14 protein-coding genes and 1 pseudogene are annotated in these 16,134 nt (G+C 42.2%); 7 read left to right on the top strand and 8 right to left on the bottom strand.

Features of this window, described 5'->3' with window-relative positions; all coding sequences use genetic code 11:
• Window positions 1–126 precede the first annotated feature (126 nt).
• The 7 genes from pcp to D9603_RS03850 all read right to left on the bottom strand — a co-directional run bounded on the left by pcp (window position 127) and on the right by D9603_RS03850 (window position 7,377).
• A complete protein-coding gene (gene pcp, locus D9603_RS03880) occupies window positions 127–789 on the bottom strand; it encodes a pyroglutamyl-peptidase I (protein ID WP_128730265.1) in 663 nt (220 codons plus the stop codon).
• Window positions 789–1,799: a DUF979 domain-containing protein gene (locus tag D9603_RS03875; RefSeq protein ID WP_128730264.1), complete on the bottom strand. Its 1,011-nt coding sequence runs from the start codon at window positions 1,797–1,799 to the stop codon at window positions 789–791. Before D9603_RS03875 ends, pcp begins: the two co-directional genes overlap by 1 nt.
• Window positions 1,796–2,551, bottom strand: a complete 756-nt coding sequence (locus D9603_RS03870) for a DUF969 domain-containing protein (RefSeq protein ID WP_128730262.1) — start codon at window positions 2,549–2,551, stop codon at window positions 1,796–1,798. Before D9603_RS03870 ends, D9603_RS03875 begins: the two co-directional genes overlap by 4 nt.
• A gap of 4 nt (window positions 2,552–2,555) precedes the next feature.
• Window positions 2,556–3,482, bottom strand: a complete 927-nt coding sequence (locus D9603_RS03865) for a biotin-dependent carboxyltransferase family protein (RefSeq protein WP_128730261.1) — start codon at window positions 3,480–3,482, stop codon at window positions 2,556–2,558.
• Window positions 3,476–4,126 (bottom strand): 5-oxoprolinase subunit PxpB, encoded by a 651-nt coding sequence (gene pxpB, locus D9603_RS03860; RefSeq protein WP_128730259.1) that lies wholly within the window; start codon window positions 4,124–4,126, stop codon window positions 3,476–3,478. Before pxpB ends, D9603_RS03865 begins: the two co-directional genes overlap by 7 nt.
• A gap of 339 nt (window positions 4,127–4,465) precedes the next feature.
• The gene (locus D9603_RS03855; RefSeq protein WP_128730258.1) at window positions 4,466–5,980 is read right to left on the bottom strand and encodes a leucyl aminopeptidase; all 1,515 of its coding nucleotides are present in this window, start codon (window positions 5,978–5,980) and stop codon (window positions 4,466–4,468) included.
• Between the two features lie 86 nt (window positions 5,981–6,066).
• On the bottom strand, window positions 6,067–7,377 hold the full coding sequence (locus tag D9603_RS03850; protein WP_128730257.1) for an MFS transporter: 1,311 nt from the start codon (window positions 7,375–7,377) through the stop codon (window positions 6,067–6,069).
• A gap of 205 nt (window positions 7,378–7,582) precedes the next feature.
• Here D9603_RS03850 and msrA point away from each other — a divergent pair, with 205 nt between their 5' ends.
• The 7 genes from msrA (at window position 7,583) to D9603_RS03820 (ending at window position 14,386) form a co-directional block, all read left to right on the top strand.
• Entirely contained in the window at window positions 7,583–8,881 is a 1,299-nt protein-coding gene (gene msrA, locus D9603_RS03845) for a peptide-methionine (S)-S-oxide reductase MsrA (RefSeq protein WP_194086948.1), read from the top strand.
• Window positions 8,882–9,018: 137 nt separating this feature from the next.
• On the top strand, window positions 9,019–9,798 hold the full coding sequence (locus D9603_RS22040; RefSeq protein ID WP_241651570.1) for a CNNM domain-containing protein: 780 nt from the start codon (window positions 9,019–9,021) through the stop codon (window positions 9,796–9,798).
• Window positions 9,799–9,803: 5 nt separating this feature from the next.
• On the top strand, window positions 9,804–10,322 hold the full coding sequence (locus tag D9603_RS22035; protein WP_241651569.1) for a transporter associated domain-containing protein: 519 nt from the start codon (window positions 9,804–9,806) through the stop codon (window positions 10,320–10,322).
• A 255-nt stretch (window positions 10,323–10,577) separates the two neighbouring features.
• The gene (locus tag D9603_RS03835) at window positions 10,578–10,892 is read left to right on the top strand and encodes a hypothetical protein (RefSeq protein ID WP_125251457.1); all 315 of its coding nucleotides are present in this window, start codon (window positions 10,578–10,580) and stop codon (window positions 10,890–10,892) included.
• Window positions 10,893–11,282: 390 nt separating this feature from the next.
• Complete coding sequence (locus tag D9603_RS03830) at window positions 11,283–12,482, top strand: lipoprotein-releasing ABC transporter permease subunit (RefSeq protein ID WP_128730255.1); 1,200 nt, start codon at window positions 11,283–11,285, stop codon at window positions 12,480–12,482.
• Window positions 12,475–13,164 carry a lipoprotein-releasing ABC transporter ATP-binding protein LolD gene (gene lolD / locus D9603_RS03825; RefSeq protein WP_128730253.1) on the top strand — a complete coding sequence of 230 codons (690 nt, stop codon included), beginning with the start codon at window positions 12,475–12,477 and terminating at the stop codon, window positions 13,162–13,164. Before D9603_RS03830 ends, lolD begins: the two co-directional genes overlap by 8 nt.
• The gene (locus tag D9603_RS03820) at window positions 13,157–14,386 is read left to right on the top strand and encodes a lipoprotein-releasing ABC transporter permease subunit (protein ID WP_128730251.1); all 1,230 of its coding nucleotides are present in this window, start codon (window positions 13,157–13,159) and stop codon (window positions 14,384–14,386) included. Before lolD ends, D9603_RS03820 begins: the two co-directional genes overlap by 8 nt.
• 41 nt (window positions 14,387–14,427) lie before the next feature.
• Here D9603_RS03820 and sbcB read toward each other — a convergent pair.
• A pseudogene (sbcB, locus tag D9603_RS03815) lies at window positions 14,428–15,898 on the bottom strand (exodeoxyribonuclease I).
• Between the last annotated feature and the right edge of the window lie 236 nt (window positions 15,899–16,134).

The raw sequence follows: 16,134 nt of genomic DNA, 5'->3' as shown, positions 1-16,134 counted from the left end.
AAATCACATTGGGTTCTCTCTGTTCTATCAAAAATAAATTGATAAGTCACACAATGAAATAGGAAAAGTGTGAATTTTTTGTGATTTAAAATGGTGCAACATTGCACCATTTCGGGGTATTAAGTGTTAGTGTGTTGTGCCTGCAACAAGCTTTATATCTTGCTTCTGAGTGATAGCGCTAGTTATAAGTATTTTTATCCCTTTAACAAGTGTATCGATTTCCATACTAGGTGCACCTCTGTGGTGCGCAGCTTGAGATGGTAAATAAGGGATATGGACAAAGCCTCCTCGACAAGCCAATTCGTGAGTGCTTAAGTAATGCAATAATCCATACATAACATGATTGCACACGTATGTTCCGGCAGTGTGAGAAATGCTTGCAGGAACGCCCGCCTGTATCGCGCTCTTAAGCATGCTTTTAATAGGCAGTGTTGTAAAATAAGCATCTGGACCGTGTGTAACAACAGGGGTGTCTATGGGCTGATTACCTGCGTTATCAGCGATCCTTGCATCATTAATATTTATAGCGATGCGTTCGATAGAAATATCACAGCGACCACCAGCTTGCCCCAAGCAAATCACGACACTTGGATGATACTTATCAATCGCTTTGGTTAATGAGGCAATACTGGTATCGAACTCACAAGGGAGTTCTTTTGTGTGTATTATGTGCCCTTCAAGGGTTTCCCCCTCAAGTTGCTGTGCTAATTGCCATGAAGGATTGATTGACTCACCGTCAAAAGGGGTGAATCCGGTGACGAGGACACACGGCTTACTGTAACTGGACATTAAAAAACCACTCCATACATCAGGAAAATATTAATTATCAATAAAGTTATAGCAGTGGGTATTTGCACTTTAATGACTTGGTATTTATCTTTTAAATCTAGCAGTGCCGCTGGCACGATATTAAAGTTAGCAGCCATAGGGGTCATGAGTGTACCGCAATACCCTGAGTACATGCCAATTGCAACCAAAGGCGCAGGGGCTGCTCCGTGGCCTTGAATTAAAAAAGGTAAGGCAACGCCTGCTGTCATCACAGGAAATGCCGCGAACGCATTTCCCATTATCATAGTGAATAACGCCATACCCACGCAATACAGGGCAACCAGCATAAACCGGTTATCAGGGGAGATAAACAATGTAACTAAATCTTGAATCGCTGTGCCTGTATTTGCAACAATAAAGACACCGCCAAGCATAGCAAGCATTTGCGGCAGAATAGCAGCCCAGCCTATGGAGTCGACTAAACGGCGAGATTCAGACAGCGCTTGCAAAGGACTGCCCTTAGTAATTTTCCAACTTATCAATAATGCTACAGTACAAGCCAGTGTTAACGCTGAAAGTGTCACATGACTTTGGTCAAAAAAGTACAGCGTACCTAAGTGAAGATCATCAAGAATAATGGTGCAGATCACAGTAACAATTGGAATAATTACAGCTGGGATGAATAATTTGTTGCCAAAGCGTTTGGCATCTAGCGCCTTGACCTGCTCATCAGGTACGTCGTAGGTGCCCATTGAGACCATATTCATTCCCGCTAACAGGGCAATAACAATCACGCTCACACCAACCCATAAATAGGTGATTTGTTCACCAATTAAAGTGATAGAAACATCGCCAAACATAAAAACAGAGCCAAAAAGAAACCAAAACAGCGCAGTGCTTAAACGCTTTGGGTGGGCGCTATCTTGTAGGGTTTTTATCACCAAAAACATGACGATAAAACCGATGAGTAAATAAATATTGTTAATAGATAGGAGTGCTAGAGGCTCTGGCGCTTGCTCTACAGACTTCATAACGAGCCCTCCTCAAACATAGTGGTGCTATCGTCAGTAGCACTGGCTTGCTTAGTTTGCTGCTGGCAACGGGCGATTTCGGTACGAATTTTTGCCTCAAATCGCGCAAGGCGAAATAAGTGAACCACTAACGCGGCAATCGCAGTGGGAATTGCCCAAAGACCAATATGTAATGGCTCTATTCCGGCGATGCCATTTTCTTTTAAAAACGCGTCCATTAGCAATACGGCGCCAAAGGCGATAAAAATATCCTCGCCGAAGAATACGGCAATATTATCACAGGCTGCAGCATGGGCACCTATCATATCCTTAACGGCTTGTGGTAAGTCACCATACAGGTTTGCTGCTGCACCTACTGCCATAGGCGCAAGTAGAGGGCGTACAGTTTGTGCTTGACCAGCTAAATTAATCAGTCCAAGTGCTGCTGCACATTCACGTACAACAAAATAGATACTTAAGATCCGCGAAGTCGTGGCACCTTTGATACTGGCTACCCAAGTTTTAGCGCGTTGCTGAAGCCCATAGCGCTCAAGAATAGCAATGACGGGTAAAATAAGTAGGAAGCTTGCTAGTTGACGAGAGTTCATAAACTTTTCGCCAAATGTGGCTATTAAGGCGATAAAATCAATACCAACGGCAAATCCGGTCACTAAACCAGCGGCAGTGACAACCAACAGAGGGTTAAAACGCATTGCAAAGCCAAGAACAATGACTGCAATACCAGAAAGGGGAAGAAAGTTAATCTCATTCATATTATTATTCTTTTTTGTTGAGTGCTAACTTTAGCTGATTAAGGTGTGATTTTACTCTATGTCGCTGCTTGGCAGCATGAGTTGTAGACGTTGATTTTAGATGCAGACAATCACCGGCACTCAGTTGGCTGAGATGGCGCATATCTGCTTCTGTGATCACACCAATAATTGGATAACCACCTGTAGTCTGGCAATCATTCATTAAAATTATAGGCTCACCACTTGGAGGAAGCTGAATGACGCCTGGGTGAACGGCTTGTGTCGCAATGCTGTGATTATGTGTTAGTGCCTTGTGACTGCTGAGCCTGATACCCATACGATTACTGCTAGCATGCACTTTCCAGATGGTTTGGTTCAATATATCAAAGACGTGAGATGAGACTAGTTGTGCATGGGGGCCAGGAGTAAAATGAATGAGCTTTTCATAGCTCGGTTGCAATGCACCAAGAGCGGGTTTTGCCTGCGCTTGTTGATAATACAGTTTATCACCCACCTTTAATGCTCGACCATGCAGCCCACCAAAACCTGCCATGAGATCGGTGGAGTAGCTGCCAAGCTGCTGGTCAATATTAAGAAATCCACCTTCAACCAGCAGGTAAGCACGTACGCCATCTCTACTTTGCTTAAAGCTTAGTCTATCGCCAGCCTTGGCGCTGTAGCGCCAACATGGATATATATCTGTATCATTCAAGCAAGCATTAAGATCTGCGCCAGCAATAACAAAATTAGCCGGAGCGTGAAATATAAATTCGCATAACCCTATTGTGATCTCAATGGCCGCTGTATTTTCATGATTTGCTAGTAAAGCGTTAGCAAGACGTAGTGCTAGAGGGTCTAATACGCCAGCTTGACTAACGCCGAGGTGGCGCATTCCACACCTACCAAGATCTTGTACACTCGACAGTGGCCCTGGTTTAATAACTTCTAACATGACTTCTCCACAAAACGCACTGTATCACCAGGCTGAAACAAACACACTGATTCTGACTCTGCGTCAAATAATGTTGAGTCTGTTTGCCCCAACAGATGCCACCCGCCAGGTGAGCCACAAGGATATACAGCAGTGTAACTGTCTGCAATTGCGATGCTACCTTTGGGAACATGAGTTATAGGGGTTGATTTTCTGGGAAGGTGGAGTTGAGCTGGCAGACCCGAAAGATAAGCAAATCCGGGTAAAAACCCCATAAATTGCACTTGATAATCGACACTGGTGTGGAGGCGAATAAGTTGTTCATGCGTCAGTGCTAATCGGTTTGCTACATCGCCAAAGTCTTGACCAAATTCACCCCCATAATTCACGGAGATATGGTGCAGCTTGGACTCGAACGAATCCATCTCAAGGTCATTCCATTTTTCTACGATTACTTGTTGCCATTGCTTTATTTTTTCTGGGTTGATTAGATATGCCGTAATTGAAGACATCGCGGGAACGACATCAATAAAGGCATCGCTACTATCTAGCCATTTTTTTAATGCAAAAAGCTTTTGATTAAGCTTTGGTTGCGTCGTTATGTGGCAAGCCACATCAATTACAATCGCGCGCTCTCCCAATAGATAACAGCTGACATTGGTCATAGAAAACAAAGTATTACTTTAGTAAAAATTATGTTTCTTATAACACACCTTGTAATTTAAACGAAGCGATTACGTTTACTGAGTACTTTTCGATGAATAACCTGAACTAGGGGTGAGAAGTGAGTGAATTAGCTAGGATACCAAAGTGCAAAAGGCGTAATGCCGCTTTAGCCAGACTAATATAAGGCAAACTTATTCGCCAATAGCTAGTCTATTGGCAGTGAACTCTACGTGGTTAGAGATACAACTTTTCTAAAAAAGCTCTAATTATTAGTAAATTAGGATAAATAATAAAGCCGCGATATTCGCGGCTTTACTTTAGCTTAACTAGAAGTAAGGCTATTTATTATTAAGTAACCATTGGCTTAAAAGACGAACGCCATATCCAGTACCACCGGTTGGGATTTCATCTTTAGCTGAGCTTGATAATGCGTTTCCAGCAATATCAAGGTGAACCCATCTAGTATCACCAGCAAATTGCTGTAAGAAAGTAGCAGCAGTTGTGGCACCTGGGCCACCAGAGCCCACGTTTTGGAAGTCTGCAATGTCAGACTTTAGTTTTTCTTTGTAGCCAAGCGGTAAGCGCCATACGTTCTCGTTAACTACTTTACCAGCATTAGTGAATTGAGTGATTAACGCATCATCCTCAGAGAATATCGCAGAGTAATCATTGCCTACTGCACGGATCTTTGAGCCTGTTAGTGTTGCAACATCAACCATGATCTCTGGACTATAAAATTTACGTGCGTACCACATCGCATCAGACAGCACTAATCGGCCTTCAGCGTCAGTGTTTACGACTTCTACACTGATCCCCTCAGCGGTGCGAAGTACATCTCCAGGTGCGATTGCATACTGGGAAACCATGTTAGCAGCCATACCCATTACGGCTACAACGTTAACATCTGCTTTGCTAAGTGCCATTGCTTTTACCGTGCCAAGTACCGCTGCAGCACCCGCCATATCTGACTTCATGCGTGCTATAGAGGCACCCGTTTTGATGCTGTAACCACCAGAGTCGAAGGTGATCCCTTTGCCCACAAGGGCAATCGGTGTTTCGTTGTTTCCTTTATAATGTGCAACAACCAAACGTGAACCGTGCTCACTGCCTCGACCGACACCTTCAAGTGCGCCCATGCCCAGCTCTTTTAGCGCTTCAGGTGCAAGAATTTTTACTTCAACACCGTATTGCTCAAGCTCTTTTGCCGCATTTGCAAAGTCAACAGGAGTCATTTCAGTGGCAACTTCAGACGTCAAATCACGCGCTAAAAATACGCCTTGTTGAATGTGTGCAAGCTTTTGATAATGCGATTGAGCAGCTTTTTTATCTGCAACATCTAAGTGATAGCTGACGTTGAAGGTCTTTGGTTCTTTTTTATAAACTTCAAAAGTATGGTCACGTAAGTTTGCACCGTGCGCAAACTGTGCGGCTAGTTCAGCATTAGAGAGTTTGCCGTTCACCTCATCAAAAGCGATTGCAACATTTTCAAGCTTTTTAGCTTCAAATTTAGCATGCAAGTTACCGCCAAGCTTGGTCAACTTACTTGCATCAAGTTGCTCAGATTCACCCAAACCAACGATGAAGATGCGTTTATAATCAGAGTCTACGGGAGCTAGTACCTCTACCGTTTTGCCATAAGCACCTTTGAAATCTTCAGCAGCAATTGCACGCTGTAATTGCTTGCGAGTATCTTTGTCTAAAAACTTTAAGTTACTTTGATTTTCACCTGCTTGAAAAACAACCAGAGCATCAGCGTCTGAAAGTGTTGAGTTAAACTTAAAGTCAGCAGCATTTGCTGAAGCTAGGCTGGCAACTGCTAGCGCTAGAGCAGAAAGGCGCGTAGTCAATGACATATTTTTATCCTCAGATAACTAAAACTGCGCCGTTTTTACCTTAAATAGATAAAATTAGACACTATTTGTCGTTGAAGTAACAGGTTTTACCGTTCAGTGACATTTGATAAGCGGCTTGTCATTCCAATACCCAAGAGCGTAATAAATATGTATAAACCAAGTAACGCATTAATTGAGAATACTGAAGCGATAATCCCAAGTAGGCTTGTTAATAACAATATGATACCGATCATCGTATTGCTCAGCGTAACATAACTAGTCCGTTTATTGCCGTCGGCCATGTCTACAACATATGTTTTTCGGCCAACTCTGACGCCTTGGTGAGCAATTGCAATTACAAAGTAGCAAAGTGGAATAAACCATACTTGTGTTAAAACGCTAGGGTAGAGTACAGAGGCGATGAGTACTGTTAGCGTTACGACAATGGTGAGTATTGCACCGAGTATCATGACTTGTTTGCTCGACTTGTCTGCAAGACGCCCCCAAAAGGCTCCACTGGTTAGGCTTGCAACTCCTGAAACACCTAACAAAATTGCTAACACCCAGACTGCATTACTGATATTTTGTTGCGCCAACACAGTGAAGTAAGGAGGTATAAGTGCAGAGCTTAATAATAACCCCCGCGCAAATATAAAATTTCTAAGCAGACGGTCTGTTTTCAGTAGTGTAAGCTCTTGTTTGATCTTGTGTAGGCCATTTTCACCGCCGTCTGTCGCACCTGCATACTCATTAATTTGCGCAAAAATAAATGCGCTAATAATCCAAAAAACGGCTGCAAGCAGCAAAGTGAGGACAAAGTTAATGTTGCCAAACTCGGTTGCAGCGTAAAATAAGCCAACGCCAAAAGTGACGGTGACAAGTCCACTAATGGATGCGGCTTGACCACTTAATTGCCCGCGTTTTTGTTTTGGGATCGTTTTCCCTAACACATCTTTTGAAGATACTGAACTTAGGCTTCTTGCGACACTAAAAACTACTAATAGCCCAAGTACAAGCCACGCATACAGTAAGTTTTCAGTTTGTTGCCATGCCAAGGCTGCCATTAAAATAACGCAACCCGACTGTATCAGTGCACCGAGTGACCATAGCAATTTGCGTTTTGCATGTTGCCTTACCCATTGTCCAATGAACAGTTGAGGGATAAGTGAACCTGATTCTCTAATCGGCACTAACGCTGAAATCATAAAAGCGGGGGCTCCAAGGGATTGCATCAGCCATGGCAGGGTTATTTTTGGGTTGAGTAGTGCATCCGCTAATTTGCTAAAAAGTTGACTTAGTAAGATTAGAACATAGTTGCCAGGCACCTCTTTACACGCTTTGTCGTCGATGGCCTTACAAGCTCGGGCTTCATCGTCATTGGTCAATTTTTGATAGATACTTTCACTGAACTTATCCACACCGTTTTCCTTGTTATTGCCGCTGCTATAAATGTAATACTCAAATCATGACAGAGGGAAGATGAAAGAATCATTAACTTCTGTCGGTCTGATCCAATACGTAAGAAATAGCATTTAGTTTATATCTACTTTGTGTACTTACAGCGAGAAAGGTGCTCGTTATTGCAAGGTTAGTTAATAGCGCATGTATTGTGAGAGGTGAAAAATGAAAATGGTGTATCTTGCTATGGCAGCAGGGGGATTGATTTTGGCGGGCAGTGCAATCACTGCAAACGCGGGCACTGGTATGCCAGAGCCTAAAGTAGATGGCGCGAGTAACCATATAAAAACGTTAGTCCTTGGCTCTGGTTGTTTTTGGGGGCCTGAAAAGCGTTATGAGAAAATGACCGGTGTGATTGACGCTGAATCAGGTTATGCTGATGGCAAAGGCTTTACCCCAACATATAAAGAAATCATCAAGGCAAGTCGACGATTTGATGAGAATAATTATGCTGAGGTGGTGAAAGTTACATACAATGCAAATTTATTGACGACAGAAGCCTTGTTGAAATCGTATTTTGAGAGCCATGACCCGACCCAAAGTAATCGGCAAGGAAATGATGTGGGAACTCAATATCGCTCGATTATATTGTATTCAGATACGCAGCAGGGTGATACGGCTGAGGCACTAAAAGTGCAGTTTCAGCAACGCCTGAGTAATGCGGGTTTTGGCAAGATCCAAACTTCTATTAAGCCACTCAGAAAGTTTTACCCAGCTGAGGAGTACCATCAAAACTATTTAGCTAAAAACCCGAATGGCTATTGCCCTGATCACAGTACTGGCGTGACCTTTGAGAAAGCTGAAAAAGCTGAGGCTGACAACAGCTTGCTCTTAACGGGAAAGCATATAGTGATTATCGACTCTAGGAGCTACTGCCCATACTGTGAAAAGCTTAAAAAAGAGGTCATTAATGATTATCAAGGTGATATTCCGCTGCATTTTCGCTTTGCAGATCAACTCCAAGGTTTAACCATCAAGACCGCAACCTGGGCAACGCCAACCATTCTTTTTACGGAGAATGGTAAAGAATCATATGGTTTCCAGGGTTATATGAAAAGGAGTGACTTCTATAAAGTACTAGGGGCTTTTAAACTAGGGCGCTCTGAGGCTTTTAATATTGCCTTTCAAAAGGGAACAGAACGGCCGTTCTGTAAACAATACGATATTTTTAAAAATACTCCAGATGGCGTTTTTGTGGATAAACTCAGTGGCAAAGCATTATTTGATACTCGAGATAGATTTAACTCGGGTACTGGCTGGCTCTCTTTTACTCACCCTGTAGAGGGAAGCGTCACCTATCATCAAGACTTGAGTCACGCCATGGTAAGAACCGAAATTCGGTCTAAAAGTAGCGGGATCCATTTAGGCCATGTTTTTAAAAATGAAGGGCCAAAGGGAGAAGACCGTTATTGTATCAACGCCCAAGTACTTGAGTTTAAATTGAGAGATAAGTTTAGCAAATAGCACTCTGTGATAAGCAGACACTTAATATATTTTCATTCAGTAGTGAGCGTATTGCATTTGGTATGAATTAGATTGCCAAAGAACCAAAATAAGCGTATACATCGCGCTGAATGATAGTTTTAATTTTAGGCATATGTGTGGACTTTTTTTGGGTACTTTTACTCATCACTTTGAGTGCGGTTTTCGCACTCTGTGAAATTTCATTAGCTGCGGCGCGTAAAGTGAAAGTACAAACTTTATTTGATCTTGGGGATGTCAGGGCAAAGAAAGTATTGTACTTACAGGCAAACGCGCATCAATTTTTTGCAGCAGTGCAAGTTGTGTTGAACGCTTTGGCAATTGTTGCAGGTATGATTGGTGAGTCTGTTTTCACTCCCTATATCCTGCAATTACTCAATTGGGTAGCCAGTTTTATTTTTGCTGATGTTGCAGTGTATGGGTCGATTTTGCTGCAAATTTCCACCGTGCTCTCTTTTTTATTGATCACATCGTTATTTGTACTTTTTGCTGACTTGCTACCCAAGCGAATAGCGATGGTCATTCCTGAAAACATTGCGATGCGCTTTATATCCTTGATGTTAGCAAGTGTTTGGCTGTTTAAGCCGGTTATTTGGTTGTTTAATGTCTTTGCTGACTGGATCATTAAATTATTTAATTTACCCAACGAACGAGATGAACAAGTAACACGAGATGATATTTATGCTGTGGTTGACCAGAGCGCAGAGCAAGGTGAGCTGTGTGAACATGAGTACAATATTATTGGGAATGTGCTGGATCTTAACCAAACCAATATTACCCAGGCGATGATCAATCGTGATGCGATTGTGTGGCTGGATGTTCAAGAGTTAGAAGAGAATCTAAGTAGTCTTATCCAGCGTCATAGTTTCCACAGTATTTACTCTGTGATGGTTCGTTAGATAAAGTGGTTGCTGCACCTGAGGCGAAGCAATTATTAAGTAATATACTCGCTAATCGGCCACTGTTGGATGGTCACGACCATGACTTCCATAAGCCTGTCATATTGTTGGATACATTGAGTCTATCTGATGCACTGGATGGTCTGAAAAGTCATGAAAGCAATTGTGCTGTTGTGATTAATGAGTTTTCTACTGTAGTTGGTATGGTCACACTTTCGAGTATTTTAAATCTGATTGCATTAAAGGATGATCAAGCTATAGAGGCGCAATTTAGACAAAAAGACAACGCTCGTTGGTTGGTACAAGGTGATATGTCGATTAAAGACTTTCAAACTTCAGTGATTGAATATGAGTTCGAGCCAATAGAAGCGATAGAAACGTTAGCAGGATTTGTGATCCATAGACTAAAACATTTTCCAGTGGAAGGAGAGTCACTTCAGGTCGAGGGATTTAAATTTAAAGTAACAAAGCTCCAAGGTTTATCAATTAAGCAGATTGAAGTGATAAAAGAGCCGACAGTGTAAACTCGCTTAATCTTTAAGTATGGATGATAAGCAAACCTTGAAAGCCAATAATGTTGTCCATTATTACTAAGACCTAATATTAAGTTAGATATCTATTGAAAATAACGGGATTATTTTTTTGTCGCAACATTTTCATTAATGAAATTTTAATTATTATATTCTTGACCTTGATTATTTTCGGAATAGAATGGCTGCGTTTACGAAGTTCTGGGATTAGATCTTCGTAAACCAAATTAATACTTAAGGATGAACAAAATGAAAAAGTTAATCACTGCACTTGCTGCATTCGTAGCACTATCTGTATCAGCGCAAGAAACCCAAGAAGCAAAAGTACAAGTTGCACAGCAAAATATAAAAATTGTTGCAATTGGTCAAAGTGGCTGGGATCCAATTTGGAGAGAGCCAACTTGCAGCATCCAAAAAACAGATGAAGATGCTGTTGGTAACGCATACATGATCAACCATTATGACATGTGTTTATGCCAAAACAGTAAGAAGGCGAGTTATTTAATTGAAGATACGCAAAGTAACCCAAAACAAGCTGCTGTTATTTGTTACTTAGAGCAATAAGATCTAACCCACTTAATATTGAGTCTGTTTGAGGCATCAAATCTTATTTTAAAGACCTAACTCAAAATAGATAACGACATTAAGTAACTAGTTATAACTAAATTTATTGAAAGCGGAATATTATTATGCTCCGCTTTTTTCGTTTTGTTAGAGTAACCGATATGTATCAAACGGCTAGATATAGCTTTTATCTTTAAAGCCGTTACGTCACAATGTTGATTTAAATAATACGGCAACCCAAAGCAAGGTCTTACGCCTCAACTAGGACTGCACTTTTTCTATCCAAGGCCACAAAAATTTATAGTTTGTCACATTTTTTATCGTTTTCCAGCCATCAATCTGTTTTTGAGTATGATAGTATCCGTTCAGCAGTTTTTTACGAGATAGATTATGTTTCAACCAGTTAGCCTCTTTGTTGGGTTAAGATATAGCCGCGCAGCTAAAGGTAATGCGTTTATATCGTTTATCTCATTTTTCTCTATTGCGGGTATAGCACTTGGGCTGATGAGCTTGATCACGGTAAGTTCGGTTATGAATGGATTTGAGCAGACCCTCAAAGCTGCGATGCTTGATCTGATCCCACATGTGCAAATTAGGGAAAGTGAGCAACTCGATCAGACAAAACTAAAGGCGATAGAAGATCACCCATTAGTCAAGCAAGTATCACCCTATGTTACCAGTGATGTGATTTTACAAACCAATCAAGACTTGGTAGGCGTGCAGTTACAGGGGTTGTTTGAAGGGTACGAAAGTGTCCTAGATGATGCTATTCGTGGCGGGAGTCTAACGCGGCTACACAAGCACAAGTACCAAATTGCATTGAGCCGTTATTTGGCAAACAAACTAGGTGTAAGTATTGGTCAGCAAATCCGTATAATTATGCCAGAGTACACCACATATACCCCACTTGGTCGTACACCAACGCAACGTTTATTTACGGTTGCGGCTATTTATGATGGTCAGAGCGAAGCCGATACTTACCTGGCATTTGCGGATGGCAAAAGCTTGCAACGGCTAATGCGCAAAAAGCCAGAGCAATATGATCTCAATATTCAATTATTTGATGCGTTTAATCTACCAGATTTTTATCAACAAGCAGGTCATTTGTTGCAAGGGTTTGATACCCAGGACTGGCAAACTCAGCAAGGTACATTGTTTGCTGCAGTAGCGATGGAAAAGCGCATCATGTCATTGTTATTAGGGTTGATAGTGATCGTGGCGGTGTTCAATATCATCTCAGCGTTGTCAATGATGGTAAGTGAAAAGCAAGGAGAGGTTGCGATTTTACAAACACTTGGCTTCACACCACAAATGATTGCTAAAGTCTTTATGGCACAGGGCATGTATAACGGTATTTTTGGAACGATACTAGGGATTTTTGGTGGGTTATTACTCTCTAATTACATAAATGAAGCATTACATCTTGCCGGTCTTCAGTTGCTTGGCGGCGCTGAACTTCCTGTCAAAATAGAGCAAACAGAATTAATGATCATGGCGATGGGTAGCATTTTACTTAGCTTTTTAGCCACTTTGTACCCAGCCAAACGCGCGTCCAGTGTGCTGCCAGCAGAGGTATTAAGATATGAGTGATTTAGTTATTGACTGTCAAGGTTTGGTTAAAAGTTACCAAGATGGTAAATCCGAAGTAACTGTCTTAAAAGGGGTTGATCTTACTGTCACACAGGGCGAAATGCTAGCTATAGTAGGTAGCTCAGGCTCGGGCAAAAGTACCTTACTACACATTCTAGGTACCTTAGATAAAGCATCTAAAGGTAGTGTGAAAATTAAAGGTGTCGAAGTTGGTCAGCTGTCACGTGCAAAACAAGCTGAATTTAGAAACAAACATTTGGGCTTCATTTATCAGTTTCACCACTTGTTGATGGAGTTTAGTGCGTTAGAAAACGTAGCAATGCCGTTATTGATTAAAGGTTTGAAAACTAAGCAAGCACAAGAAAAAGCATTAAATATGCTCGATAAAGTTGGCCTTAGCCATCGTGCTAACCACAAACCTTCGGAGCTCTCAGGTGGAGAGAGGCAGCGAGTTGCAATTGCCCGAGCGTTAGTAACTGAGCCTGATCTGGTGCTTGCAGATGAGCCTACAGGGAATCTCGATAAGCACAATGCACTTAAAATTTATGATCTCCTGGCTGAGCTTAATCATCACCTTAAAACCAGTTTTGTTGTCGTAACCCATGACTTAGAGCTAGCTGACAAGCTTGGTCGTGCGGTGCAACTGGATGACGGTAAAGTAGGTGTATATCAGGATGCTTAGTTACTTTTTGAGCAAACGCTTTAGAGAGTCTAAGCGTCAGCTTGGCTTTATTGGTTTTCTAACAAGGGCCTCAACTCTTGGCGTCATGCTGGGCATGGCGGTGTTAATTATTGCGCTATCAGTGATAAATGGGTTTGAAGAACAACTAGAGCAGCGGCTGCTTTCTGTGGTGCCGCAAGTGAGTTATCAAGCACCTTATGACCCCATTCAGTCATGGCAACAAAAGGTTGATATTTTGGAAGATCAACGAGGCGTTGTCAGTGCGACTGCTGAAATCAATTTAACCGCAATGGTACAGTATAAAGGTACGTTGAAAGCTACCCAGTTGAAGGGGGTTGTACCGCATAGGCATCACGCAGTCTCAAGTATTGGCGAATTTATCCAAGGAACACAGCTACCAGCGTTGAAGCCGGGTGAAGTCATTATTGGGAAGGGGATCGCAAACAAACTGAACGTCGCGATCGGAGATAATGTGCAGCTATTGGTCGCAAACAAGCACTCCGACAATCCATTGGCTGCACCAAAGCGATTAACTGCCACTGTGGCCGGACTGATTGCCATGGGTGGGCAAGTTGACCAAACATTAGCTTTAGTGCCACTTGGCGCACTGCAAGAGACGATGGGATTTAGAGAGGATCAGGTAACGGATTTACGAGCGAAAGTGAGTGACGTATTTCAAGCACAGCACATTGCGACATCTGCAGGCAGAGCGTTGCCCGATTTGGTATATGTATCATCGTGGTTCAGAACACAAGGTGGGCTATATCAAGATATTCAGATGGTACGCACCATTGTTTATCTTGTCGTATTTTTAATTATAGCGGTAGCTAGCTTTAATATAGTGTCTTCCATGGTGATGGAAGTGAAAGAAAAACGAGCCGATATTGCTATTTTAAAAACCATGGGCGCACAAGACAGTACGATTTTTTCGACATTTGCGCTACAAGGCGTGACCTATGCTGGTATTGGTGCACTGCTAGGCACGGTAATTGGCATTTTTATCGCCATCAATATTCCCGATATTTTTAAAGCTTGGATTAGCATGAGCGACGATAACCCGCTGGAAGGTGTTTACTTTATCGAGTACCTGCCTAGTAAAATTATTTGGACTGATATTTACATCAGCCTACTAGCGACGTTCTTTATGGCGGTAGTTGCAAGCTTATATCCAGCTTGGCAGGCTACAAAAACCGATCCTGCCAAAGTACTTGGAAATGGCTAATCGGAAAGAGCAATAGGCGGCCAAAGGCACGCCTATTCCAACTATAAGCTTTGTGCGTAATGATAAAGCGCTTTTAATATTTGCATATTGCGCTCATTACCTTCATTCTCAGCAACAAGGTTTTCTAGCTCAAGCATAAAGTCTTCAGCCGAAATGGATGGGTTGTCATCATTGTGCATTAACTTGTTTTGGCAGTATTTACGCCATTTATCAAGCTCTAAAGGTGATAGTGACTCTGGCCAATTTCTCGCACGGTAACGAAACAACATTGTGTTGAACTTGTTATCTTCAAAATCTAGCTCCATAGTTGCGAGTTCTTGTGGTGAGGCATTGCGAATTATTGCAAACTTGGCTTTGTCTGCTTTACTAGTAAAGCCATCATAGAGTTGATAATCTGGATTACTCGGCTTTTCAAAACCTTTGTCATCGCTGAATACGTCAGCAACCTTATCTCTTAACTCTGGTCGCGCTTTGAGATATTTTAAGTTTTCAAGGCACTGCTCACGATCAATCCCTAGCCTTGCTGCGTTTTCTGGCAACAAAGTTTTAGCGGGGGCCACTAATGGGCACTTATTGATATGAAGCAATTTAAGCCCGACCGGCAATTCATCATCGCCCAGCTCACTGCGTTTTGTGTACAGCCGTTCTTTAAGCGCCTCAACGTCAAGATCGTTCAGTACCTCAGGCGACTGAGTCAAGTCAAAGCAGATCACGGCATTGCTATTAATAGGATGGAAACTCATCGGGGCAATCCACGTAGTGCAACCTTGCTGAGCTGGAAACATCGAAGAGATATGCACTAAAGGCTGCATATTAAAGACATCGATAAGGCTCGACACGGCCTTTTTATGTCTGTGGTTAAAGTAAAAATCGTACAGTTTAGGCTGTTTAGTTTTAATCAATTTTGCCAGTGCAATGGTTGCAGTAACGTCACTTAGTGCATCATGAGCTGCGCCATGTTCAATACCGTTGGCAACGGTTAGATGCTCGAGTTTAAAGCTGGGGCTACCATCGTCTTTGGTTGGCCACTCAATCCCTTCAGGGCGCAGTGCGTAACATGCTCTAACAAGATCGATAATGTCCCATCGACTATTGCCATTTTGCCATTCACGCTCGTATGGATCATAAAAGTTTCGATACAGGCTATAACGGGTGAGCTCGTCATCAAAGCGGATACTATTGTACCCAGCAACGCAAGTTTGCGGTTTTGCAAATTCGGTGTGGATCTTAGCCATAAACTCTGCCTCAGTGAGGCCTTTTTTTTAGCGCTAGTTGCGGCGTGATCCCAGTGACCAAACATGCTTGAGGGTGAGGGAGGTAATCAGGAGCTGGTTGACAATACTCAATCAAAGGTTCACCGATAATGTTGAGATCTAGATCCGTTCTGATCCCAGCAAATTGGCTTGGTCTATCTTTTTGCGGCGTAGCCCCCCAACTTTCGTAATCATGCCAATAGATGGTTGGGATATTCTGAGTGTTATTTGGTGTTTCCGATTGGTTTTTATTTGTCATAAAGTCCAGGTGCTATTTAACTATTTTTGTTTTGGCCAACATCTGCGGTGATGGTATCACAACTGTATAAGGTCATGTGTATATGGTGGTAAATAAGTTACCACCATGAAGGAATCGTATTCACGAGTATTATCGCATAGGGGGGCGTGTAGAGTAATACCAATTGGCCTGAATACTTGCTCAATTTGAAGGAGTAAATCTGACATTAATTGCGTTATAAATTTCTTATTTAGAAC

The organism is Pseudoalteromonas sp. PS5 (assembly GCF_004103255.1).
Taxonomy (GTDB): Bacteria; Pseudomonadota; Gammaproteobacteria; order Enterobacterales; family Alteromonadaceae; genus Pseudoalteromonas; species Pseudoalteromonas peptidolytica.
This window is presented reverse-complemented; position numbering and strand designations above follow the sequence as displayed.